Genomic DNA, 23,569 nt, shown 5'->3' on the forward strand with positions numbered 1-23,569 from the left:
CGCCCCTACACCAGCAACCAGGAACGAACCGAAGCGCTCCCCGACTTCCTGCACGCCTACAACTACCATCGCTGCCACACCGCACTCGGAGGCCAACCCCCGATCACGCGTGTCAACAATCCTGCGGGTCAATACAGCTAGTCAGGCGGTCGGCGCCGTCGCCCGGCTCCGGCGGTGCGGGCAGATCCATCACCGCGCGCAGGGCTCTCAGTGCCGCCACGGTGGCGGGTCTGTCCTTGCTGACGATGTCGTTGAAGCGTCGGCGGGCGGCGTCCGAGCGTGAGTGTGCCTGGGTGATCTGCTCGACGGAGGGCCGCAGGCGTGTGGCGGGGTTGCGGTCCCGGGCGAGGATGTCGTCCAGTTCGCGGCCCAGGACGACGACGGCGTTCTGCGCGCGGGCGACGGCCTGGGTGTCGATGCCGGCGGCGAGCTGGTCGGCCAGGCGGTGGCCCGGCCTCGGGTAGTACGCGGCGATGGTGGCCCGCACGGCGGCGCGCTGCTCGCCGAGGGCGTCGTCCAGGAGAGAGCGGGCGGCGTCAAAGGTCGCCGTGTAGGCGACCTGCTCGGCGAAGTGGACCTCCATCGCGCGCAGGCGCGACGTCTGCGTCCGGGTGCGGGCCGCCCGGGCGGCGGCGCCCGCCACGTCGTGCAGGTGCGGCTCGTGGGCGGTGGCCGCGCGCTCCGCCTCGGCGAGGGCGAGCAGGCGGCCGAGAACGGTGTGACGCCCGGTCGTCTCGGCGGCCAGCGTGCGGGCGGGCGCGGTGCTGGCCTGGCCGGCCAGGGACCAGTGGCCTTCGCAAGCCTCGCGCAGGATCTGGGCGACATGGTGGTAGGCCTGGGCGAGGGTGGCGTCGGTGTCCTCGGCCGCCCATTGCGCGGAGGGCACCCGCTGGCGCCAGTGAAGAGCGGCGTCGGCGTCGCCGGACAGCCGGCCGGGCAACGGGAGGGGGCGGGGCGACCCAAGCACTTCAGCGGCCGCGGCCCGCACTCTCTCGCGCACCTCGCCGTCCAGCGGCAGCAGGTCCAGGGCCCCGTCGAGGGCGGTGTCCAGGCGCCAGCGGTCCGCGCTCGCCTTCTCGGTGGGGGTGGTGTCGCCGGGCGTCCGGTCGGCGAGTTCGGTGCACACGTGGGTGGTGAACGCCTCGATGCGGGCCGGGTGGAGGTGCGGGTGAAGGACGAGGAGGTCGCGCTGCAGGGCGATCGCGTCCCTTTGCCAGCGGGCGCGCTGGTCGCCGGTGAGGTCGGCGAGGGGCTGCGCCGTGAGGGGGGCGAGGTCGGCCAGACGCTCCAGGTACCAGGTGGCCGCGGCAAGGGCCGCCGGTTCCTCGCGCGCCGGCCAGGAGGAGTTGAGGATCCGCCAGTTCGCGACGAGCAACTGCCGGTCCTCCTCGCCGGCGGGCAGGTCGGCGAGCGCCCGGCGCACGATATCGCCCGGCCTGATCGGCACCAGCGTGGTGGCGTCGTGGCCGGTGGCGTTCGCCATGGCCTCCAGGTGGCCGAGGCGGTCGGTGTCGAGGAAGAAGTGCGCGGCGGCTACCGGGTCGGCGGTGAGCAGCGTGGGTCCGTCCGTGTCGCCGAGAAAGGGGTCGGTGTAGACGCTGGTGAGCGCGTGCTGCGGGGCGCGGTCAACGGCCTGGCTCTCTTTCTGGTGGCGGGAACCGGATGGGGTCGCAAGGCGAGCGTGCGCGGACGGCGACACCCGCAGCGGCGTCTTGGCCCGGTGGGCGGGAGCGGTGGCCGGCCCCTCCCACCGGGCGGGATCGGGCGCTGTTCGACTGGCCCGGTCGGGCGGGTGGCCTACCGGCGGCGACGGCCGCCGGGGCGGCGCGGGCGGGAGGGCTTGGAGGCGGGCGCCCGGCGCGGTGGCGGGCCGGTCGGGGTGCCGGGCCCGGCTTGAGCGGCCTGCTGGGCGGCGGCCTCAAGGCGTTCGCGGTCGGCTTCGCGGCGCACGCGCAGCAGTTGCAGGCGGTCGGTGATGCGGGCGGTGCGGTAGAGGTCGAGGGCCTTGGACAGGTGCTGCCACTCGGTGGGCCCCTCGCCCTCGGGGGGCGGGCCGAGCGGGTCGGTGCCGGTGACGCCTCTGCGCAGCCGCCAGTCGGCGACGGCGGTGACCAGGCGCCGGTAGAGGTGCTGCTGGGCGGTGTCGTCCTCGTCGGGGGCGGGAATCTGTTCGATCCACTCCTGGGGCGCTTCCTGTCCGGCGAGGGTCGCGGCAAGGGCGTCCTGGCCGAGGCGTTCGGCGCGGGGCAGCAAGACGGGCGCGGCGGGCCGGCGGTCGGCCGGCCCGGCCACGGCGAGGGCCGCCGGGTCGGTCGGATCGGGCCGCACCACGGAGGCGGGGGCCTGGCTGCCGTGCAGCAGTCGCAGGTGGACGAGCTGCTCGAGGGCTTGGCGGGTGAGTTGCTCGGGCGGCGGCCCGGGGTGGGGCTGGTGGGCGGTTCGGGTGCGGTGGTGCAGGGCGCGGATGCGCTCCTCGAGGGCGCTCCAGGCGGCGGCGTGCTGCTCGGCGTCGGGCTTGGGGCCGGGCCCGGGCAGGTGGGCGGGGACCTGGTGGAGGGTGCGCCAGGCGTCGGTGAGAGCCGCGGTGCGCTCCCACCGTGCGCGCAGGGCGCGGCCGGCCTCGGGGGGTGGGAGGGGTCCGAGCGGCGCGGCCCAGGCGGGGATGTCGGCGGCGAGCTGGGCGCCGCGGGCGGCGAGGTGGCGGTCGACGACGTCGCGGCGGGCGGTGAGGTGGCGCCGCCAATCGGCGGGGGTGTGCGGGTCGGTGAGGGCGGCGCGGGGGGTGAGCCAGTCGGGCAGGTCACCGTTGAGGTCGCCGGTGGGCGGCCGGTCGGGCAGCAGTCGCCGCAGGTGCTGCTCCGCGCCGACGCGGGCGGTGACGGCCTCGGCCCGCTGCCACGCGTCCCGGGCAATCTCGGTTCGCATCCGAGCGCGCTCGGTGTCGGCGGCGGCCGCCGCGGCGAGGTCGGGTGCGGTGGCCGGGGAGCCGGGGCGGGTGCGCTGGTAGTCCTCCCGCAACCGGTCGCGCCACGGCATCGCGCGGCGCAGCGCCTGCTCGGCGCGCAGGTGCACCAGGTCCTCGACGGCGGCGAGCTCGGCGCGGTGGTCGCCTTCGTCCTCGGCCCGCAGGCGGGCGCGCCTGGTCACGCGCAGCCGCTCGGCGAGTTGCGCGGCGGTGAAGGTGCCGTACGGGCGGTCGGGCCAGGCCGGGTGGCGGCGGCCGCCGGCGGTGACCGGGCGGGGGGCCGCGGCGGTCTCGGCGTCGGCGGCGTGCAGTTCGTCCAGGGCCCGGGCGCGGTGCCGCTGGGCGAGGGCGGCGATGCGCTGCAGTTGGTCGTCGGCCAGGGTGCGCAGCAGGCGGGCGCCTGGGTGGGGGTCGGCCTCCGCGTGGGCTTCGGCGGCGCGGGCGGTGGCGAGGCGCCGGTCGATGCGCCAGGCCAGTACGGCGCCGGGCACGTCCATCCCGGTCAGGGTTTTCTCGCGGTGGGCGGCGGCGAGGATCCGTTCGGGGGTGAAGCCGGTCTTCTCCGCGCGCCCGAGTGCGTTGACGACGGCGGTGAACGCGTCGTCGGCGATGAGCGGTTCGGCGGCGTGGTCGAGGGCGGCGCGGGCGGCGGCCTCGAAGCGCAGGCGGGTGGCCTGGGCGGTGGCGTCGGCGTACTCGGCGGTCAGCTGCCGGATGCCCCAAGCGCGTTCCTGTTCGGTGCGGATGGTCTGGCGGGCGGAGGGGGCGAAGCTGCTGTAGGTGGCGATCCGGGCAAGTGCCTGGTCGAGGGTCTGGTCGTCCTCGAGGGCGATGTAGAGGTGGTTGCCGGTGCGGCCGCGGGTGGCGGCGACGTAGGCGGCCTCGCGGCTGGTGCGGGTGGTGAGCAGGGCGTGGGAGCGGGTGACGGTCATGCCTTGGGCGCGGTGGATGGTGGAGGCGTAGCCGAGTTCGCAGTGCTCGCGCAGGTAGTCGGCGGGCAGGGTGAGACGGCCGCGGTGCTGGGTGTGGCGGATGACGGCGTCGCCCTGGGGGGTGTAGCGCTCGATCGCCCACACGTCGCCGTTCTTGACGAAGTCCTTCCCGCCCCTGGAGGTGAGTCGGCGCTGGTTTCGGCGAGTGACGATCAGGTCGCCGACGTGCGCGCGGTGGCCGTCACACAGCCGGACGGGTGCCGGGCGCCAGCGTGAGGGAGCTAGAAGTTGGCCGTGGTCCATGCGCCACTTCTGGGCGCGGCGGTTGAGGGCGGCGACCAGGTCGCGGTCGGGCGCCATCATCAGCGGGGTGCGTCCGCCGGTGAGGTCGGTGCGCCAGGCGGTGAAGACGGCGTCCGCCATGGCGGAGGTGGTGCCGCCCTGGACGCGGCCGTGCTGCCGGTACCAGGTGAACGCCCGGTCGGGGTCGCCGTCGCGCAGCTTCAGGGAGGCGCCGGCCTCCTCGGGGTGGCGGAAGCGGTGCACGGCGGTGAGGTGGACGGCGCCGACCTCGCTCTGCAGCAGGCGCAGTGCGCCGCCGGCTTCGACGGCGGCGAGCTGCGCGGGGTCCCCGATCAGGCGCACGTGGGCGCCTGCCTTCGCGGCGCGGCGCACGATCGCGGCCAGCTGGGTGGTGGCGCCCATGCCGGCCTCGTCGACGATGATCACGTCGCCTCGGCGCAGGCGCTCGGCGCGTGGCAGGACGAGTTTCCCGGCGTCCGCAAGGCGCTGGCGGCGCAGCCAGGAGTGGAGGGTGTGGGCCGGGCGGCCGAGTTCCTCGGCCATGACGTGGGCGGCGCGGGCGGAGGGGGCGAGCGCCACCGTGGTGCGGCCGGCGGCGGCGATGGCGTTCGCCGCGAGGCGCAGCGCGGTGGTCTTGCCGGCGCCGGCCGGTCCGATCGCGGCGACCAGGGCCCGCTCGGAGGTGGCGAACGCTTTCGCCATGGCGCGCTGGCCGTCGTCGAGCGGGCCCTTGTGGCGGGCCGCGGTCTTGTCGAAGGTCCGCGTCGAGCAGGCGGGCGCGGTGCGGCGGCGGGCGGCGGCGACGATGCGGTCCTCCGCTGCCAAGATCGCCGGGGTGGTGTAGAGCTCGGATGCGCGGCGCCGGTAGACGCTGGTGCCGTCGGCGCGCTGGAGCGGCGCGAAGGCGGGGTTGATGTCGGGCGGTGTGAGGTCCAGGCAGAGCCGCGCCAGGGCGTGCTCGGTGATGGCCTCGGCCCATCCCTCGCCGGCGCGGCCCAGGGTGGCGGCGGTGACGTGTCGGTGCGCCTCGGCCAGTAGGTGTCGCTTGCCGAAGACGGCGCGGTGCAGTGAGACGGTGGCCACCACCTCACGGGCGGCCGCTGCGACGTCCAGGCGGGGCGGCGGTCCCTTGTCGCGGCGCACGTCACGGGCCACCCTGCGGGCGTTCGCCAGCAGATTGTCGACGAGGGGTCGGCCGAAGACGGCCGCGACCCCCAGCTGCCAGCCCTCGCGCAGCACCGCGAGCGGGGCGGCGGACTTCTTGGCCGGGCGGGTCTCCAAGGTCGCGCGGCGCATCAGGGCGATCCGCGCCGGCAGGGACGGCTCCTTGCCGTGCTCGGCCCGATAGGCGGCGATCAGCCGGGGCAACTGGGCGCGAACCTGCCGGGTGCGGGCGGAGCTGGCGTCGATCAGCTCCGGGCTGATGCCCGCGATCTCCATCACCGGGCGCCGCCCCTCCTCGACCTGACGCTCGACCACCACCAGGTCCAGAGCGGTACAGGTGCGGCGTAGGACCTGCGCGTTGTAGAGCTCGGACGCGGCGACGGCCTGGGCCAGCAGCAGCCGGCCGTCGATAGTGCGCCACCGCCCGTCCGGGCCCTGCACCTTGTTCGCAATCAGTACGTGGTCGTGGAGAAGCGCATCGCCGCACCGCGAGTCGAAGTGCCGGAACTGGGCCGCCACCAGGCCGCCGGTCACGTCGTGCTGCGCGACGCCGCCGGGCCCTGTGCGGGTGGCCAGCGCATGGTCCTCGATCCACGCCAACGTGACGGAGACCGCCTCGCCGTGCGCCTTCTCGACGGCGGCCCGCACTCTCTCGTCGCCCAGCGCCCACAGCAGGCTGACCGACTTCGGCGGACGGAGCACCGGATGGAACGCGGCCACGGGCTGGCGCGGCGGGCGGGTGCGGCGGGTGATGAAGCGGTGCAGTTCGGTGCCGCAGGCAGGGTCCCGCTCGTACTCGGCGCGGAAGGCCAGCGCCCCGACCTGGCGGCGCAGCGCCCGGCGCTCGTTGTCGGTCGCGGAACGCCCGGCGTCCTTCTCCCACGCCCGGGTCCGCTCCTCGATCGCCACGGCGAGAGGGGTCGGCTTCTGCCCGAACTGGTAGAAGCCGGCACCCAGACGGGCCGCCCGGTGCGCCTGGCGCACCGTCGCACCCGCGCGCAGCTGCTCGGCGATGATCTCGTCCGCCTGCGGGTGCAGGCCCTCCCCGAACAGGGCCCGCATCTGCGCCTCCGTCACCTCACCGGCGACACCGAGGATGGCTGCGGCGCGCCCGGTCCACCACCCGGGCGGCACCTGCAGGGCCTCCTGGTGCTCGGCCAGGTCCCGGCCGCGGGGGCGCAGGTCGTCACCGCTGGTGATCTGGCGCATGAAGTAGCGGTAGCCGTCACCCGGTGTCATTTTGCCGAAGTCCACCGTCATGGGCGCCAGGGTCCGCTCCGGCCGTGCGCAGATGCAAGAGCTGTCGGGAACTTGGCCCCCTGCCCCCGGGCCACGATGGCAGGGCACACCTGGTGCCCGGCCATGGGCACAGGCCGCCATCGGGTGGCGTTGTCGCAGGCCGAGGGCATGGCGACGGCCGCGCGGGTGGGGCTCGGGCCCCGGGTGGGCCGGTGCCGCCGGGTGGGAAGTGCTTGGGAAGCGGGTTCGTCAGATCCCGCCTGGCGGGATCTGACGGGGCGCGGCCTTCCTGCGCGGGGGCGGTGGCGGGTTGCCTGGTGGTCGGCGCGGCGCCCGGGCTCGTTCGTTCCGGGGCGGCGCGGGTTCCCCGATCGCGCCGTTCGGTGCGGATGAGTGAGAGAGGCGGGATGGTCATGGCGAAGGGGTTCCAGCGCAAGGCCGTTGGGTCGGTGGCGGCCCGGCGGCGGGCGCGGGAGTTGCGTAGCGAGTACGAGGTGCGTGATCTGGCGCTGCTGGAGGGGGCGGAGGAGTTCCTGACGCTCCAGGAGCGGGCCGAGAAGGTGGTGGAGGGCATCGACGAGCAGATCGAGAAGATGGAGGCGGCGCGGGAGCGGGCGCGGCGTGAGGGGTGGGAGGCGGGGGCGGTGGTGGCGGCGCGGATGCGCGCGCTTCAGGTGCGGGGGGTGGCGGTGCGGGAGGACGAGGTCGCGGACCGGCTGGGGGTGGACGTGGGTGAACTGCGGCGGCTGGTCGCGCACGTGAAGGCGTCGGTGAGCGGCAGCGCGGCGGTGGTGCCTGCGGGTGGTGAGCGGCCGGCCGGTACTGGGCGGGCGGCCGGTGGGGCGCAGCGGGCGGCGGGCGGTGACGGGCCCGGTGCGGGGGTTCGGGTGGCGCCCGGGGGCCCGACGGTGTCGGGCGGCGGTCCGGCGGCGGCGGGGCGGCCTGTGGTGGGCGGGGCGGGCCAGGGCGGCGGACCGGCAGCACCGGGTTCGGGTGACGGTGTGCGGGAGGTGCGGTGATGGCCCAGGTGTCGGAGGTGACGGCGGGTGGGCTGGATCCGACGTGGCTGGGGGGTGCGTTCGAGGTCGTGGAGGAAGGGGCGGACGGTCCGCTGGTCCACGGGATGCGCCTGGTGTCGTACCGGAAAGTGACGGGGCGGGAGAAGGTGGTGCTGGTGGGTGAGAACACCAGTGTGGTGGTGGACGCCTCGGTGCGGCTGGCGTTCCACGTCGCGGCGGCGGCGTGGGGCCGGTGGACGGGGGCGGTCCTCGACGGGGCCGTGCCGCAGCAGGGTGCGGTGGGCTGGCCGGGCGGCGCCGGGTACCCGTCGGCCGGGTTGTCGGGGCCGGGGGCCGGTCCGGTGGCGGGGCCGGGGCCCGGCACTCCCCCACCCGGGCTACCCGGGCCGCCCGGGCCTGGGCCGGGTGGTCCGGCGGCGCCGTGGATGCGGCGCCCGCGCGGGACCTGACGGCGGGCCCCGGGGACGACGAAGAGGCCCGCCCCGCTCCCCGTGCGTGGTGGCGCGGGGAGCGGGGCGGGCCTTCGATCGATGTGCTGCCGGGACGGCGGGCGGGGCGGGTCAGAAGGCGGGTTCTACGCCCGGTGTCTGGGGGAGGGTGGGGCCGGCGAGGGCGAGGACGATCTCCAGTCAGCGGGAGTGACGCGGGCAGGAGCAGGGGACGTGTCGGGGCCCGAACGCGGGGATCGTCCAGTCGCCGTCGTCGTCGGGGGCGTGGCGGGCGCAGTCCCACTCGGGCAGCCGCCACAGTGTCAGGCCGTGGGCACCGTGCTGGCGGGAGAGGACCCAGGGGCCGAGCCGGTGGTGGCCGGGGACGGCGAGGTCGCGGTCGGCGGGGTGGCGGCGCAGCCAGCGGCCGGCCAGGCGGGCCGGCAGCCGCTTCGGGGCGGTGAGGGGCTGGCGGTGGGCGTGGAGGTCGATGACACCCCAGGAGAGGGTGAGCAGCAGGGAGGGGCGGGGGCTGGTCCAGCAGGTCGTTTTGAGGTCGCGGGGGCGGACGAGGGCCAGGCTCCACGTGCCGGGGCGGCGGGTGACGAACAGGCTCCCTCGGTGCAGGAGCAGGGCGTGGACGCGGGGTGTGGACGGTGCGGGCCGCATGGGCGGTTCTCCTTCGGGGTGCTGCGCTGCGGGTTGGCCGGGGCGCGGCGGCCGGGACAGGGCTGGCGCCGGTCCCGGTGCGGCCCGCCCGGGGGGGTGGGGCCGCACCGGGACGGGGCGGTCAGGACGCGAGCGCGGGACGGCGGGGCAGGTGGGCGGGCGGGATCGGGTCGTTGATGCACGGGAGTGCGGTGAGGGCGCCGTGCGGGGCGAGCGCGAAGTAGCGGGTGGTGTCGCCGGTGGTGAGGGCGATGACGTCGCCGGTGGCCAGCCGGTTCATCGTGGGCGGCCACCAGGTGCTGTGGAGGTCGGCCGCGGTGGCCGTGGCGATGGCGCGGGCGCGGGTGGCGGCGGTGTGCAGGTCGGCGGCGTCGATGGTGAAGGTCAGCAGGTGGCCGGGGTGGGCGGGGTCGTGGACCTGGGCCAGGGGGTGCCAGGGCTGGAAGCCGTAGTGGCGCTCGGACCAGCCGTGCGGGCTGGTGGTGACGTTCATCAGTCCGGTCATGGTGTAGCGGGTGGTGGTGTGGGGGGTGGTGGGGCGCAGGAGGGTGCGCAGCAGGGAGGGGCGGCGGTGTGCGGGCATGGCGAGGCTCCCGGGTGGCGGGGTGGAGGTTTGGGGCGAGGGCGGCGGGCGCCGAGTGGCGCGGGCCGGGCCCGGGGCGGGGGCGCGGTGTTCGGCGCGGGCCTGGTGCGGGTGGTCTCTGCGGGGGTGAAGGTAGCTACGCCTGCGGTCGGATCAACTGCTGCTGTGTCAGGTGTTGTTGTGGATGCTCTGGCCGGTGGCCGGGGTCGGCGGGTGACCGGGCCCGGGGATTTCCCCTGCTGGGTGCCGGGCGGGGCGGGCACGGTGGTGCGGGCCGGGCAGAGGTGTTCAGGTGACGGCCGCGGCCGGGCGGCGGTGCGGCCCGTGGTGCGCGGGTGCGTATCGCGGGCCGGGCCGGGTGGCAGGGTCCAGCACGGCGGCACCGCAGCGGCGAACCCAGCGGCGGACCTACTGGAGCCGGCCCGGCATCGGGCGCTGCCGCAGTGACGGCCGGGCGGGCGTGTGCGTGGCGGTCAAGGGCCGGCGGGCGGCCGTGGCCCCGCGGGCCGAACCGGGGCCGGGCGGGCCGGGCCGGGCGGGCCGGCCGTGGCGACGGCGGTAGGCGCGGTGGGACCGGGGCCGGGCGCGTGGCGTGGTGACCGGACGAGACCCCGGGGCCGGGCGGGCACGGTGGTGCCCGGAAGGCAGCCGGGAGGGTGACGGCAGGACGGGGCGCAGCGGCGCTGGGCGGCTGATGGCCTGACGGCGGGGGCCGGGGCTTTCGGTTACCGGAAAGGTCGAGAGCGGGGCTGGGAGGAGGGGGCTGCTGACGTCCGCCCACCCCGGCTTCGGTCACAACCGGAGCAGGGGTGGGCGGGCGGGTGCGCAAGCGCCAGTGCCCCGTCCCCTGGCGACGCAGAGAGGTCAGGGGGCGGGGCTGGCCGCGGCTCGGTCGGGGAGGATCCAAGGAGTACGCACCGCCGGAAGGGCGGTGGCACGAGCAACCATCTCTGCTGCCCGGCCGAGGGGTAGGGCAGGGTCGGAGAGGTCCAGATGGGTGCTGCCGGCGCAGGTTCCCGGTCCGTCGATGCATCCTTCACAGGCCGAGCACGCCGCGCAGCCGTCGCAAGGGAACACGTCGACGGTGTACAGCCCTGCGGAACGGTCCCCGATGAGCACATGGAGCGCCGCGTCCGCGGCCGGGTGGCAGCCGGCGACGGTGAGCAGCCATGTCTCACACGGAATCACCTCCACCGAACTCTGGGCGTCGATCAATCCAGCGGTGACGGCGGCCACCTCGGCCACACCGAACACGGTGGTGGAGATGTCCAGCTCGCCGTCGTGGGTAGGGCCGGGTTCGCAAGGGGCAGCCATGGGGATTCCTTACGTTGGGTGCGGGTTAGGCCCGGTCACTTGTACGGCCAGGGCGGTCACGGGGCCGGGCGGGAACAGGACGCACCGTAGGAACGGCAGACGGCCGGTCAACCCACGGGGACGGAAGCACGCGGAGCGGTCGGCGGCCCGGCCGGGACGGCGCTGCCGGGAGCAGGAACGGTGACCGGGCCGGAAGCGGGGCGGGCGCGGCGGCGGGGGCGCGGCGGCGGGGCGGCATGGCGGTGCCCGGCCACCGGTGGGGGCGGCGGCCGGGCGGGGACGGTGGTCAGGGTGTGGCCGGCTGGAGCTGGATACGGAAGCGCGGGTAGTCGCCGCTGGCGAACAGGCGCGCGATGTCGGCGTCGGTGACGGCCGGGGTCAAGTGGGTGCGGTCGGGGTTGAAGAGGATGGCGGCTGGGTCGGGGCGGGCGTGGACGGTGGGGTGGATCTGGGCGAGGTAGGTGCGGAGCATGTCGAGCCAGGGCAGGCCCAGAAGGGTGCCCCAGACGGCGGCGGCCACCAGGGGGCTGAAGATGTCGCCGAGCTGTTGGCACTGGCTGGTGCGGGATCCGGTGACCGGATAGGTGCCGGGCAGGCCGACCAGGGCGCAGACCTCGGGGATGGTGAAGCGGCGGCCGGTGTCCTGGCAGTACCAGCCGCGGATCTTGCTGGTGACGGCGGGGATGGTGCGGTTGAGGGCGAACACGTTGCCGCCGCTGGTCCTGCGTTCGCCGCGGGTGTTGATGCGGGTCTGCGGCGGCCAGCCGAGCGCGTGGGCGGCGCCTGTGCCGATCCGGGGGGCGGTGACGGGGCCGGGGTTGCGGTACCAGTGGGCGGACATGATGGCGCGGTTGCGGTTGCTGGCGGAGCCGAAGTCGGCGGCGTCCAGGTTCTGCCACTGCACGGATTCGCATCCGGCGGTGGTCAGTTCGGTCCAGATGTATTCCTGGACGGTCTCGGGCAGGGCCGAGCTCTGCTCGATGACGATCGTCTCGATGGGGGCGCCGATGGAGCGCAGGCCCAGGATCCAGATGACCGGGGCGAGCATGAGTCCGGCGGTGGCGGCGGTCATGTCGTCGACCAGCGACCACAGTTCGGTGATGGGGGCGCCGGACGGCTCGATCATGTGGTCGTAGCAGACGTCCTCGTCGCAGTCGGCGGGGTCGTCGTGGGTACACAGTTCGGAGCCGTCGACCCACACGTTGCCCATGTGGGCGGCGACCTGGTCGATCGCCTCCAGGAGGATGGCCAGGTTCTCGGCGTCGCGGCCGGCGCCGAGTCCGGCGCGGGTCCAGTCGATGCACGGCATCGTGCACATGACGCGGCGGGTCCATAGCAGCGCGGGGTGGCGGGGGTCGAGCGTCTTGATGTCGCGTTGGATGACGGTGCAGCCGGCTGCCGTGCTGGTGGCGGTCGGGTCCTTCTTCAGCTCGACGCACACCGTGTCGGCCTGGACGCCGAGGACCAGGCGCAGCCCGGCACAGCCGCCGCCGCATCCGGCGCACACGTTCAACCCGCGGGGCGGGTCGTCGGGCCGGGGCGGGTAGAGCCAGCGGGCGGGCCAGGGTCCGGCGAGCTGCTCGCGCTGCGCGGAGGTGAGGGAGTCGAGGACGGCGGTCAGTTCGGGCCCGTCGAGGGCGAACAGGTCCTCATGCGTCGGTGTGGGGACAGTGGCTGTGGTGGTGGTCGGGCCGTCGGTGTCGAGGGCGAAGAGCGGGAGGTCCTCGTACGCGGCGGGACGGGCAGCGGCAGGCGCGGCTGTGAAGACGGGCGTGGGTATGGGCATGGGTGTGGGCAAGCGGGCTCCCGGCCTGGAGGGGGTGACCGGCGGCCGTGACTGCGGCCCGTTGGGCCGGTGGCGGGCGGCGGGCGGCCGGGGCGGCGGCGGTTAACGCGCTCACCCCGGCCGGGGCCCGGCCGGTCTCGATGTGCCCGAAGGTAGGCGTGGTGGGGCGCGGGTCAACACCCCGGCCGGGAGCCGGACGGCGGGGTGGCCGGGTGGCCGGACGCGGCCCCCCGGCCCCGTGCCGGACCTGCCCCTCCCAGCCTGCCGGACCCGGCGGGGACGGCGAGCAACGGGCGCCCTGCGCGGCGACCACCTCGTCAGACGCCCGAACACGAGGCCGGGCCCGGCCGGGGTTGCGGCGCCCGGAGTGTCGGGCGGGCGCCCGGGGGCGACGCATTCGCGGGCGGTGGGGCGGCATGGCGGTGCCCGGCCACCGGTGGGGGGCGGCGGCCGGGCGGTGGGTGGGTTACGGGTGGGCGGTGGGTGGGGGTGCGGTGGCCGGGAAGATGTCGAGGGCGTGACCGAGGAGCCACAGGGCGTGGGCCATGCGCGGGCCGGGGACGGTGATGTGGCCGATGGCGCGGGAGACGTGGGGCTGGTCCTGGGTGCGGACGATGTGGACGGCGGTGCCGTTGGCCAGGACGGCGGTCGTGGTGCGTTGGCGGACGCTTCCGGTGCCGTCGATCTTGAAGCGTTCTGCGGTGGTGAGCAGGCCGACGGTCAGCCCTTCGAGGGCGTCGAGCGGGCCGGACCCACCGGGCGGGGTGGCGCGGAGGGTCTCACGGAGGGCCTGTGCGTAGGTGAGCAGGTAGGTGGGCAGGTCGTCGCCGTCGAGCGGGGGGACGTCGAGGGCGTGGACGCTGATCGCGTGATCGTCGCGGTCCACGCCGAGGTCGGTGAGCGCCGAGGGGTCGGGCAGGCCGATGCAGTGGGTGCTGGGCGGCAGCATCCCCCAGGGGAGGGCGTGGTGGTGGAGGTCTTCGAAGGTGGCGACGACCTGGGTGGCGATGCGGGTCGTCTCGGCGGTGAGGGACGGATGGCGGTGGCCGGTCATAGTGGTCGGGGTTCCTTGTCGTCGGTGAGTGCGGTTGCGTGTGGTGGCGTCTGGCGGCCCGTGGGCGGTGGCGTGTCGGTGCCCGGCAGTAAGGGCCGGTGTGGCGGGTGGCCGGGCCCGGCGGGTACGGGCCGGGGCAGGGTGCGGCAGTGGTGGCGGCCGGGCGCTGCGAGGGGTCCAGGGCCCGGCCGCTGGTGTGCCGCCCTTGCCCGGGGGACGCAAGGGGGCACACGGGGCGCCTCGACCCGTGTGGTGTCGGGAGGGGCGCCGGGGAAGCCCGCACGGCCGGAGTGGGCACGGCCGCCGGGCGGGCACAGGACACACCGTAGGAACGGCAGACGGCCGGTCAACCCCCGTGACGGAAGCACGCGAAGCTGTCGGCGGCCCGGGCCGCTTGCGGCCCGGCCGTGACGCCAGCCGCCGGGAACGGGAACGGTGACCGGGACGGAAGCGGGGCAGGCACGGCGGTGGGGCGGCATGGCGGTGCCCGGCCACCGGTGGGGTCGGCGGCCGGGCAGGGGCTGGTGGTCAGTCGAGTGTGGAGTGCAGGCGGTAGCGGGGCGGGCAGTGACGGACGGCGTCGGGGGTCGGGGTGTCGTGACGGGGAGCGCCGCAGAACGTGCATTGGTGCAGGACTTCCACGCTGGCGGGCCCGGGCGGGCTGGAGTGGGCCGGGCGGTGGGGGCAGAGCGTGGAGGTGTGCCAGACGGCGGCCATGTCGGTGTGGTCGGCCGCGGCCAGGGCGTGGCTGAGGACGTCCGTGTCGTGCCCGGGGCCGCTGGTGGCCGCGGTCAGGGTGTCGGTCAGGGTGTCGGGAAGGGTGCGGGCACTGCCGTTTCGGGTGACGTGGAAGGGGTGGGTCAGGTCGATGCCGTGACTGTCGGCCCACCAGCCCCATCCGGCGGCCGCGAACCGGTCGGTGAGCGTGCTGGTGATGGTGTCGTGTTCGGCCGTGGTCAGGCCGGAGCGGAGCCGGGCGGTCACGGAATCACTGTGGAAGGCGTAGGTGACCAGGGTTCCGCGGTGGGTGGGGAGGTCGGCGCTCACGGCGGCGATCAGGGGTGCGGCGTCCAGGGTGACGCGCAGCAGCGCGGCCGTTCGCGGGCCGGGCAGGGTGCGGGAAGGCATACGGACTCGTCTTTCCGGTAGCACGGGCAGGAGGGGGCGGGGGTGGGGGTGGGGCGTCCGGGTGGCCGGACGCCCCCTTCACGCCGAGGTCGGCTTGCTGCGTGGCGTGGCCGCCGTTCAGGCGCCGCTCGGCGGGACGTCGGTGTGGCCGGGGTCGGCGCCGTCGGCGATGAGCTTGTCCCTGATGCTGTTGCGGTCCTCCTCGCTGAGGGCCGCCCCGGGGTACGGGGCGAGCATCGCGTCGATGGCGGGCATCAGCTCGCCGACGGTGACGATGAACGAGTACAGGCCCAGCGTCTCGACGGGTTCGAAGCCGTCGTTCCTCCACAGCTGGGCGAAGACGTTGTGCAGCGGGCGGTCGTAGCCGAACTGGAGGTGCAGGGTGTCGGTGAGCGGCATGGTGTAGCGGGACAAGAGGGGGTCCTTTGATCGTGTGGGACAGGTCAGGCGCACGAGTCGGTGAGCAGGAGGGTGGGCCGGGGCGGCACGGGAGGCCGGCCGGGGCACGCGGCCGACGTCCAGCGGCGGGGCGCGATGAAGCACCGGGCCCAGTGGCCGCACGGGCCAGGACGGTGACGGGGCACCAGGAGGGCGGTGGGATGCGCTGGCGGCCGGGACCCCGCGAAGTGGCACAGCGGTCCGGCCGCCTTGTGCCCTCGCCGCGCCTGGGGGATGCGGTTGCGGCACACGAGGCACCCTCGACCCGCTCCCGGGGAAGGGGGCCGGGCAGGTGCCGGAGAAGCCCTCACAGCGGGATGGTCACGGCCGCCGGACGGGAACAGGACACACCATAGAAACGACACGGCGCCGGTCAACCCCAGCACCGTGGCTGCACACACGCCCGCGGCCCCCCGAGCAACGGGGCTGGGGACGCGGCCGCACGCGCTGCCCCGGCCCACCGTGGCGGGGCCGCGAGGCAAACGGCGCGCAGCGTCAGGGGCCCGGAGGGAACCCCGGCTGGTCGGCGGAGGCGATGCATCGCCGCCCGGCTGGCTGGCTGGCTGGTGCAGCGGCGGATGCCGCCCGGCGCGGTCGGGGCGGGGCCTTACGGTGCGGGCTCGATGTCCTGCGGGTCCATCCAGGCGGACAGGCGCTCGACGCTGTCGTCGAGCATGACGCCGTAGCCGAAGGGCACCGTGGGGAAGTCGTGGCGGTAGTGGATGTAGTCGACCGTGCCGAGGGCGCCGACGGGAATATCGGGCTGCTCGGGATGCCAGTAGGCGGAGGTGAGGTGGATGAGGGTACGGACGCGCTGTCCGTCGGTGAACACAGGCTGGTCCATGTCGTCTCCAGAGGGGTTGACCCGAGAGGGTGAGGCACCAAGGCCGGCCGGACGGCGGCCGGGCAGAGCAGGGGCCCCAGGTGCCGCTGACCTGCCCGCACCCAGGCCGGGGGCGCGCGGTGCGAGGCGGCACGGCAGCGGCGCCTGCGACACCGACGGGCGGCAGGGAGGCGCCGTGGGAAGCCCGGCCGCCCGCGCCCGGGGAGAATGCGGATGGCTGGGCGGCTTCCAGGGGTGCTGACCGGGGCGCCGGCAGGGCAGGGGCGGGGCCCCGGCCAGCAGGCCGCCACACGGACCCTGCCCGGCGTGTGGGACCGGACACAGCGGGGCGGCGGCGACGCCTTGACCTGCCCCGGAGAGAGCGGGGGCGGGAAGGTGCCGCAGGTACCTCAGCCTGCTCCAGGGGGAGAGAGGAGGGTCGAGGCATCGGGGAAGCCCGCGCCACCGGAACGCATCAGCGTTCGACAGCAGCCGGGCGGAACAAGACACACTGTAGGGGCGGCAGACCGCCAGTCAGCCCCCGCCCACACCCGGGCCGGGAAGGGAAGCGGAGCGCAGAACAACAGCGGCAGAACATGGCCCAGTTTCGGGGAGCCCGCGATCCCTGGTGAGGACGCGGCGCTGCTCCCTCGGTGAGGGCGGGGCCGCACCGGAAGAGCCCGCACGGCCAGCAGCAGGGTGTGCGGCAATGGGAGGACGCCCGGTCAGCGCACCCCCGGACAAGGCACAGCGGTGCCCGGCACCCCGTTCGGGGTACCGGGCAGACGGCGGGCGGGCCGCTACACGCTGGCGGGCGCGGTGGAGGAACGTCCCCGGCGGCTGGAGCCCTTCGCCGCGTACATCGCCCGGTCGGCATCCCCGAGCGCCCGACCGAGGTCGTCCGTGACCTTGGCCGATCCCACCGAGACCCCGACCGCCAGGGCCAGGCCTTCGTGGGTGACGGGCGCGGCGATGTCCTCCCGCAGCGCCTTCAGGCGCTCCGGCAGGCTGGCGTCGTCCGTGGCCAGGACAACGAACTCGTCCCCGCCGAATCGTGCGGCGGTCTCGTGCGGACGAAGCCAGTGGCTGATCCGCTCCCCGACCGCTGCCAGGACGGCGTCACCAGCCGCATGCCCGAACGTGTCGTTCACCGGCTTGAAGTCATCCAGGTCCAGCAGGACCACGCAGTAGCCGGGCCCGCTCGTACGGAGCAGCTCGGCCGCGTGCCGGGTGAATCCCCGGCGCCCGGCCAGGCCGCTGAGCGGGTCCGTGCGGGCTTCGGCCAGCTCGGCGAGCAGCTCGTCCCGTTCCTCGCTCAGCGTCCGTACCCGGTCGACGCTGGCGGCCAGCCGCTGACGCAGTCGCCGGTTCACCTCCAGCAGGCGCCGGACGGCGTCTCGCAGCGATTCGATCCGGACAGCCGCCGGGGTCCGGGCCAGGACCAGCGCCCTGGCCGCGACAATCACGGGAGAACTCCCACCGGCGCCGGGCACGACCGGCCGGACACTGGTGGGGGCCGCCGCCCCCACCTGGACAACAGCGGCGGGCAGGGCGGGTGTGGCCCGGTGGGGTGGGGCCTTCGGGTCACGACCTGGATGGCTCGCCGGGGAGCGACTGGAACCCTCGAACTCGGATGTGCCATGGTAGATCCACCTCTCCTGAACCGGAGTTGAGGACCCCGCCCCCGGGGCGTGGTGACCGTCTCGCCAGATGAACCACCACACCCCGGGGCTACGGGGCCCCGGACAGCGGCCACCGCGCGCCCTCAAAGTCCCCGGTCCCGACCCTCCGCGTGCCGCCCGTGCCGTGCCGCTCCCAGCCGAACAGCACGTGGGACGGGATGGCACAGACGGCAGAAAGACGAGAAGGATGAGGACACCCCCGGGGGGTGAGGACCAACGCTCGGGCCACCCCGGAACCTAGACACGACACCCCGCCGAACAAGCCCCAATCCGAGGCCGCCGAAGCACAGTTGCAGCCAGGCGCGGCCGGCAGCGAGACACCCGCCGACCACCTCCCGCCCCCACCCAGCCAGCACCACGCCCACCACCCCGACACCCGCACCCGTGCCGGGCGGCTCAGGTGCTGTAAAGGCGCAGCAGCCGCCCGGACGACGGGCAAGGGGGTGGGAAGCAGCGGGGACTACTGGCCGGCAAGGATCTGCGGTTCGCGGAACCAGGTGGCGGACTCGTTCGGCTTGGCCTGCCGCTCGCGGAGGCACGCGGCTTCCTCGGGGGTGGGCATCAGCACGGCAAGGTGAAGGACACGACCGACACAGGGGCGGCGGGACCCGGAACGGCAGACACGCGAGCCGGCCCCGGCAAGCTCCGTCTCGGCCTGGTCGAGCGCAGCGTTCCTGGCGGCCCGGGTGGCCTCCCGGCGTACCGCGGAGTGGTCGGGCTGCTCCTCCCGCTCACCGTTGATGAACCACCAAATGTCGGCCGCGCGGTCCTCTCCGTGGCGAAGGCTCGGCCAGGCGAAGACGCCCGTGATCGTGGTGTCGTTGCGCTGGTCGGTGAGCTGGGCGAGCGGGAGGCCTGCGGCACTGAGAACGCGCAGGACGGCCTGGGTGGGCTGGTGGGCGCCGTAGTCAGGCAGGTGTCCGGCGGGAGTCGCCTGGCCGGGCCGGTGCCCAGGTGTTGCCGTCGCGGCGCAGCGCCGTCCACTGGCCAAGGTGGCGGGCGACGGTCCGTTCGGTTAGGTGGCTGTGGCGGGCGACGGCGCTGGTGGGGACGGGCCGCCGTGTGGTGTCCCACAGGGCGGCGAAGGTGTAGAGCGCGACGAGGGCGCCCTTGCTCAGTCCGGGGTGCGCGGCGGCCAGAGCGAGGGCGAGGGGACCGAACGGGCCCTCGAAGGCATGGGGTTCCGGCGCGGGCACGGCAGCGGTCCCGGCATCGGGTCCGGCCCCGGCCTGGGCGGAGGTGAACAGGGCGGCGCGGCGCTGCGGGGCGGGGAACCATGCGCCGCCCATCGCGGGCATGGGCGGGAGCGGCTGGTGGTGGAAGCGGCCGTCGGTGTGGTCGAGGACGGCCGGGTGGCAGGTGATGCCGTCGCTGTAGGTCAGGCTGACGCCCCACAGGGCGGCTCGGGAGCCTGCCGCGGCCTGGGCGAACCGGTGGAGACCGGCCAGGAGCAGGGTCTCGGGCAGGTCCTCGCCGTCGGCTCGCCAGGCCAGCCCGGCCACCGTGGCCGGGCTGTCGCCGGGCAGCAGCAGGAGGCCGCTGCTGGTGGCGAGGTCCGTGTCCCCCGCTTCGATCCACTCGCGTGTCAGGGCGTGGCCCGGGACCAGCAGGGCGGCCCTCTCGGGTACGGAGGCAAGCCACGGGCCGTCGGTGAACCGGTCGGCCGGGAGCGGGCGTTCCAGCCAGATGACGCCCTCGGCGTTGTAGTTGCCACTCATGGTGGGCACCTCACATGTCGTTGTCAGGATGGGAAGGCCGCGGCCCGGCCAGCGCCGGGCGCCTGCCGGACGGCAGGAACAGGCAGCCGTTGGCCACGTACGGCGGCACGGCAGGGTGTCGCCGGGCCGGTACTCGGCACCTGCGGCCCGGAGCGACCCCGCCCCCGGGCCTAGCGGCGCTGCGTCCCGGGGGCGGGGTTGTGGTGCTGGCGGGGCTGCCTCAGTCGCTGAAGGCGATGCCCACGCTTTCCTTGCTGACTTCCAGTTCCAGCCAGCGCATCCCGTCCGCTGCGGCGGCGCGAAGCTGCTCCAGCAGCGTGGTGGTGGCGTCGCTGGACAGAGGCTCGGTCAGCTGGAAGTACTCCGCGAAGTCGTCGCCTCCGACCGGGGTTTCACGCAATTCGTTCTCGGTCCCGGGCCCCCAGCCCTTGGCGTGGACGACGTGGTTGTGGATGTCTTTGCCGGGGAGGTGCGGCAGGCCGTTGGACATGAAGTAGGTGCCGTCGTCCTTCACCCAGATGAGGCACGCTCCGGTGGCGTCGGAGAAGGAACTGATGCGGTGGTTGGGTGCTGCGACCGCGTGCTCTGCGAGAGGCAGGATTTCGGGCAGCGGGAATTGAAGCAGCAGCGGCTTGAGCATGGGTTTAAGTCCGTTTCATTGAGGTGGAGTTGAGAGCGCGGTCCCCGTCGCTGGCTTCGGGCACGACCCGTAGTGGGGCGCAGCTGGGATGGAGTGGTGAGGCGCCCCGTCGGCGGGGCGGACAGCCCGTACGGGCGGGGAAGGTCACGGCCGTACGGGCTGTGCAGAGCGCACTGTAGGAACGGCAGGCGGCCGGTCAAGCCCGGAGCGGGGCGGGAGGACTGGGTCCGCAGTGGCCGGGCCATGGCGGCGAGGGGCCGCAGCAGGTCCCGGGCGGTGTGCAGCGCCGCGTCCAGGCCTGCGGTCCAGGTGGTGACGGCGTCGGTGCTGTGGTCGCGGCCGAGCGCCGCGTACCGGTGGCCGAACCACAGCGGGTCGGTGCCGTACACGGCCTGCTGGGTGAGGTGGTCGAGGACGCAGCCCGGGACCCCGAGGGGGTGGGTGTAGAGGGCGGTGGTGCGGTCGGTGTCGGCGTCGATGAGTTCGGCGATCCGGTGGAGGATCTGCCCGGTGGTGGGGACGACGGCGGGCAGCGTGGTGGCGTGGGCGTGCAGCGCGGTGGCGATGGCGCGCGCCATGGTCCGGGCGTTGAGCGGGTCGGCGCCGGCCGCCGGGGCGCAGCAGGTCGGGTCGGTGCAGGCGTGGAACAGGACGTCGAGGTGTTCGCCGTCCGGGGTGTAGAGCTCGGCCCCGAAGCCCGCGGGGGCCTCGTCCGGGCCGGGGAGGACCTCCGGGCTGCCGATGAGGACGAACGTGTCGTCGGGTCCGGGGATGTGGAACTGGAGGCCGCCGCCGTCGGCCGGGTGGACGGTCGCGCGCAGCTTGGCGCGGTGCAGCTCGATCAGGGCCGGGCGCATGGCTGGGTGGAGCATGGGGAGCAGGTTGGGTCGCACGGGGTGTGCCCTTTCGTCGGTCTGCGGTGGTCCGCAGTGGCTGGTGGTGATCGGTGGTGTGGTGGGCGGTGATCCGCGTGGTCGGCGGTGTTGTCCGCCGGCAGGCCCGGGACAGCGGGACGCCCCGCCGCCACCCCACCTGCCTGGCAGCCCGGGTCCCGGGCTGCCAGGCAGGTGGGGTGCCAGTCGCGGGGGACATACAGTCCGCGCTCCTCGCGCTGGCGCTCCCAGTGGGCCCGGCCCACCTGCTCGCCGGGCTGGAAGTCGGAGCACGCGAACACGCTGCCGCCGGGGCCGTGCTGCTGCCGGGTGTCGTTGCAGTTCAGGCACTGGGTGATCGCCATCCGGTACTCGAAGCACCTGGCGCGGTGCTCGTCCAGGCCGGCGGCCAAGGCATGGTGCGGGGTCTTGTGGTCGTCCTCGTTGTCGGGATTGGTCCAGTCGTGAGGGTCGGAGCAGCCCTCGGCAGTGGCGACGTCGAACCGGCCGTCGTACGACCACGGGCCGACCGGGGTGAACTCGGCCGGGGCATCGGGGGTGTTGAGCATGTTGTCGGGCCACACGCTCACCAGGCAGGCACAGCCGGGCACCGTGCGGGTCCATCCCGCCAGGTAACCGCCGTCCTCCCGCACGGAGACGGTGAACTCACCGAAGGCGTAGGGGGCGAGAAGGCCCGGGATGTTCGGGTTGAGAGTGACCTTTCGGGGCATGTTGCAGGCCTTCCTGATGATGGTCACCGGGCGACGCTGCGCCGCCGGACGGGAGCTGCGCCACCCGGGATGGCGGGGTGGGGAGGCGCCCGGGGAAGCCCGCACCACCGGAGCGCAAGCGACTCTCGACAGCGGCCGGGCGGGACAGGGCACACCGTAGGGGCGGCAGAGTGCCGGTCAAGCCCCGGGTCGGGAGGCGAACGACGGCCCGGAGTGTTCAGCTGGCGGCGGTGCCGTCGGGGACGTACACCTCGCAGGTGTGGCCGCCGGTGACCAGGCCGGTGAGGGCATCGTGCACGGGACCGTAGTTGAGGTCGTCAAGCCGGGACGCGAACCTGGCACGGACGCGGCACCGACGGGGCCCGGGGAGGAGCGGGTGATCAGGGGGCTTCCCAGAGCATGCGGGGTATGTGCTCACTGCCGAGTGTCTGACGCGGGCGCGACGGCCGGTCCCAGCCGGCGTGGGGAGTGCGCTGCCCGATGACGCGCCATCCTGCGGCGCGCAGCGATGCGCCCGTCTCGTCGGCCTGTGTGTAGGTGACCAGCCGGGTGTAGCCGAGTGCTGAGGTCGCTCGCCAGGTGGCGGCGTACAGCATGGAGCAGGCGTTGCGGGTTCCGTCGGTCGCCACGCGGGTGACCTCCAGTGTGTGACCGTTGTCGAGGTGGCGTGCGACGGGTCGTCCGACGATCGCAACGCCGCGAAGAACGCTGTCGTGGTCGGCGACGCCAAGGGCGAAGATCTGGCCCTGGGGTGGCTGGAGGTGGCGGTGCCACATCGCGACGAAGGCGCGCGCGGCGCGTGAGCGGACCGGTGTGATGTGGAGCATCGCGGCTTCCTGGTTCGGAGTGGGGCCCGCTGCCCTCACGGTGTCATCGAGCGGGTCGGCGGGGGTGGACTGGTCCGCGAGTACGGAGCCCTCCGGTCACAGCCGGTGCCGGACCGGCCGCGACGGGAGGGCGCCCCGTAGGAACGGCAGAGCGCGGTCAACCTCGGGACCGCGATGTGAGGACGAGGCGGGGTTGCTGTTCGTGGGGAGTGCCCGGCCGGAAGAGCCTTGCCGGCCGGGCAGGTGACTAGTTGGTAGCAGGCACGAGGACGCGCTTACGGCGACGGGGCCGCGTGGCGAGATAGTGCGAGACCGTGCTGAGAACGGGAGGAACGCAGCTGACGAGCGTGCCGATGATGGTGGCGGCCGGACCCTGGCCGACTGCAGTGATGATCATCGTGTTGTGCTCTGCCTGGAGGACGCCAGCGATAGCCAGCGGGCCGATCACCGCGAAGGCCAAGTCGAGGCTGACGGCGAGGTTCGCCCAGCCGACACGCACGTCGGCCGGGTCGACCCTCTTGAAGTCGTCCATCGCCCTGTCGGTGGCGGTGCGCCGAGTGGTGAGGGAAACGACGGCAGTCACGAGGACAACGAGCACCAGCAGATAGGCCAGGTATGCCAACTGGTGGATGGAGATCGCCGCGAGGAGGACGATGCTTTCGGTGGCGAGGACGCGGTGCAGGGGCCGGCACCAGCGGTGCGGGCAGGCCTTGGTCAGGGTGTGGGGCTTTCGCATTGAGACTCCTTCGGAAGGGACGATCAGAACCGGTCGCCGCGGACGAGTTCACCGAGCCGGAGTAGGCCGGTGACGGCGGCGACGGCCGCCCAGCGCCTGCTACCGGTGGCAGCCAGGACCCCGCCCAGGTGTCAGAGGGGGCAGGAAGGCGCCGGGAATCCCACACGGCCGGAAACAGGGCCACGGCCGACGAGTGGGAACAGGGCGCACCATAGGGGCGGCAGAGCGCTGATCAACCCCGGACCGCGACCTTGAGCGGCGGCCCGGGATGTTCAGGTCAGGGCCGCTGGCGGGCCCAGGACGGATGGTGGAGGCGATGACGGAGGGGGTCCAACCCCCGCCAACGCCAAGCAGGGTGGCCCGCACAAAATCAATGGGCGTAATCATGTGCGACGGGAGCTGAATCTCTGACAGCTCTTGCATCTTGGACCGACCCACGGGGCCACGGTGGCGTCATGGGGATCGGGCCTGACGAGGCAGGCCTCACATGGTGGTCACAGTCATGGCCAGCGGGTGTC

Annotated in this window: 20 protein-coding genes and 1 pseudogene; 3 read left to right on the forward strand and 18 right to left on the reverse strand. The window is 74.5% G+C overall.

Annotation, left to right across the window (positions count from 1 at the left end):
* Window positions 1–141, forward strand: a pseudogene (locus PUR61_RS38400) (IS481 family transposase); the annotation flags it as partial.
* Here the strand turns inward: PUR61_RS38400 and PUR61_RS38405 are convergent.
* The gene (locus PUR61_RS38405; RefSeq protein WP_329884439.1) at window positions 113–1,699 is read right to left on the reverse strand and encodes a hypothetical protein; all 1,587 of its coding nucleotides are present in this window, start codon (window positions 1,697–1,699) and stop codon (window positions 113–115) included. The pseudogene PUR61_RS38400 and the gene PUR61_RS38405 sit on opposite strands and share 29 nt — an antisense overlap.
* 98 nt (window positions 1,700–1,797) lie before the next feature.
* Window positions 1,798–6,624, reverse strand: coding sequence for a MobF family relaxase (mobF, locus tag PUR61_RS38410; protein ID WP_329884440.1), 4,827 nt, complete (start codon window positions 6,622–6,624; stop codon window positions 1,798–1,800).
* A 392-nt stretch (window positions 6,625–7,016) separates the two neighbouring features.
* Between mobF and PUR61_RS38415 the strand changes: the two genes are divergently transcribed.
* Together PUR61_RS38415 and PUR61_RS38420 are read left to right on the forward strand one after the other, a co-directional pair.
* A complete protein-coding gene (locus PUR61_RS38415) occupies window positions 7,017–7,622 on the forward strand; it encodes a hypothetical protein (RefSeq protein WP_329884441.1) in 606 nt (201 codons plus the stop codon).
* Window positions 7,622–8,071, forward strand: a complete 450-nt coding sequence (locus PUR61_RS38420; RefSeq protein ID WP_329884442.1) for a hypothetical protein — start codon at window positions 7,622–7,624, stop codon at window positions 8,069–8,071. Before PUR61_RS38415 ends, PUR61_RS38420 begins: the two co-directional genes overlap by 1 nt.
* 180 nt (window positions 8,072–8,251) lie before the next feature.
* On the opposite strand, the gene PUR61_RS38425 is transcribed toward PUR61_RS38420, so the two are convergent.
* The 16 genes from PUR61_RS38425 to PUR61_RS38500 form a co-directional block, all read right to left on the reverse strand.
* The gene (locus PUR61_RS38425; RefSeq protein WP_329884443.1) at window positions 8,252–8,719 is read right to left on the reverse strand and encodes a hypothetical protein; all 468 of its coding nucleotides are present in this window, start codon (window positions 8,717–8,719) and stop codon (window positions 8,252–8,254) included.
* A gap of 121 nt (window positions 8,720–8,840) precedes the next feature.
* On the reverse strand, window positions 8,841–9,302 hold the full coding sequence (locus PUR61_RS38430; protein WP_329884444.1) for a hypothetical protein: 462 nt from the start codon (window positions 9,300–9,302) through the stop codon (window positions 8,841–8,843).
* 864 nt (window positions 9,303–10,166) lie between these two features.
* Window positions 10,167–10,616 (reverse strand): hypothetical protein, encoded by a 450-nt coding sequence (locus tag PUR61_RS38435; protein ID WP_329884445.1) that lies wholly within the window; start codon window positions 10,614–10,616, stop codon window positions 10,167–10,169.
* 286 nt (window positions 10,617–10,902) lie between these two features.
* Window positions 10,903–12,402 carry a hypothetical protein gene (locus PUR61_RS38440; RefSeq protein ID WP_329884446.1) on the reverse strand — a complete coding sequence of 500 codons (1,500 nt, stop codon included), beginning with the start codon at window positions 12,400–12,402 and terminating at the stop codon, window positions 10,903–10,905.
* A 466-nt stretch (window positions 12,403–12,868) separates the two neighbouring features.
* Window positions 12,869–13,456, reverse strand: a complete 588-nt coding sequence (locus PUR61_RS38445; protein WP_329884447.1) for a hypothetical protein — start codon at window positions 13,454–13,456, stop codon at window positions 12,869–12,871.
* Window positions 13,457–13,984: 528 nt separating this feature from the next.
* Complete coding sequence (locus tag PUR61_RS38450) at window positions 13,985–14,584, reverse strand: hypothetical protein (protein ID WP_329884449.1); 600 nt, start codon at window positions 14,582–14,584, stop codon at window positions 13,985–13,987.
* Window positions 14,585–14,701: 117 nt separating this feature from the next.
* Window positions 14,702–14,998, reverse strand: coding sequence for a hypothetical protein (locus tag PUR61_RS38455; protein WP_329884451.1), 297 nt, complete (start codon window positions 14,996–14,998; stop codon window positions 14,702–14,704).
* 631 nt (window positions 14,999–15,629) lie between these two features.
* Entirely contained in the window at window positions 15,630–15,866 is a 237-nt protein-coding gene (locus PUR61_RS38460; RefSeq protein ID WP_329884453.1) for a hypothetical protein, read from the reverse strand.
* Between the two features lie 779 nt (window positions 15,867–16,645).
* The gene (locus PUR61_RS38465) at window positions 16,646–17,311 is read right to left on the reverse strand and encodes a GGDEF domain-containing protein (protein ID WP_329884455.1); all 666 of its coding nucleotides are present in this window, start codon (window positions 17,309–17,311) and stop codon (window positions 16,646–16,648) included.
* A 676-nt stretch (window positions 17,312–17,987) separates the two neighbouring features.
* Window positions 17,988–18,518, reverse strand: coding sequence for a hypothetical protein (locus PUR61_RS38470; RefSeq protein WP_329884456.1), 531 nt, complete (start codon window positions 18,516–18,518; stop codon window positions 17,988–17,990).
* Window positions 18,436–19,245, reverse strand: coding sequence for a hypothetical protein (locus PUR61_RS38475; RefSeq protein WP_329884458.1), 810 nt, complete (start codon window positions 19,243–19,245; stop codon window positions 18,436–18,438). The genes PUR61_RS38470 and PUR61_RS38475 overlap by 83 nt, the downstream gene beginning before the upstream one ends.
* A 220-nt stretch (window positions 19,246–19,465) precedes the next feature.
* On the reverse strand, window positions 19,466–19,759 hold the full coding sequence (locus PUR61_RS38480; protein WP_329884460.1) for a DUF3085 domain-containing protein: 294 nt from the start codon (window positions 19,757–19,759) through the stop codon (window positions 19,466–19,468).
* Window positions 19,756–20,757 (reverse strand): hypothetical protein, encoded by a 1,002-nt coding sequence (locus PUR61_RS38485; protein WP_329884462.1) that lies wholly within the window; start codon window positions 20,755–20,757, stop codon window positions 19,756–19,758. Before PUR61_RS38485 ends, PUR61_RS38480 begins: the two co-directional genes overlap by 4 nt.
* Window positions 20,727–21,515 carry a hypothetical protein gene (locus PUR61_RS38490; protein WP_329884464.1) on the reverse strand — a complete coding sequence of 263 codons (789 nt, stop codon included), beginning with the start codon at window positions 21,513–21,515 and terminating at the stop codon, window positions 20,727–20,729. The genes PUR61_RS38485 and PUR61_RS38490 overlap by 31 nt, the downstream gene beginning before the upstream one ends.
* Window positions 21,516–21,868: 353 nt before the next feature.
* Window positions 21,869–22,315, reverse strand: coding sequence for an XF1762 family protein (locus tag PUR61_RS38495; protein ID WP_329884466.1), 447 nt, complete (start codon window positions 22,313–22,315; stop codon window positions 21,869–21,871).
* Between the two features lie 247 nt (window positions 22,316–22,562).
* Window positions 22,563–23,051, reverse strand: coding sequence for a hypothetical protein (locus PUR61_RS38500; RefSeq protein ID WP_329884468.1), 489 nt, complete (start codon window positions 23,049–23,051; stop codon window positions 22,563–22,565).
* Between the last annotated feature and the right edge of the window lie 518 nt (window positions 23,052–23,569).

The sequence above is a fragment of the Streptomyces sp. BE20 genome (assembly GCF_036322525.1).
Taxonomy (GTDB): domain Bacteria; phylum Actinomycetota; class Actinomycetes; order Streptomycetales; family Streptomycetaceae; genus Kitasatospora.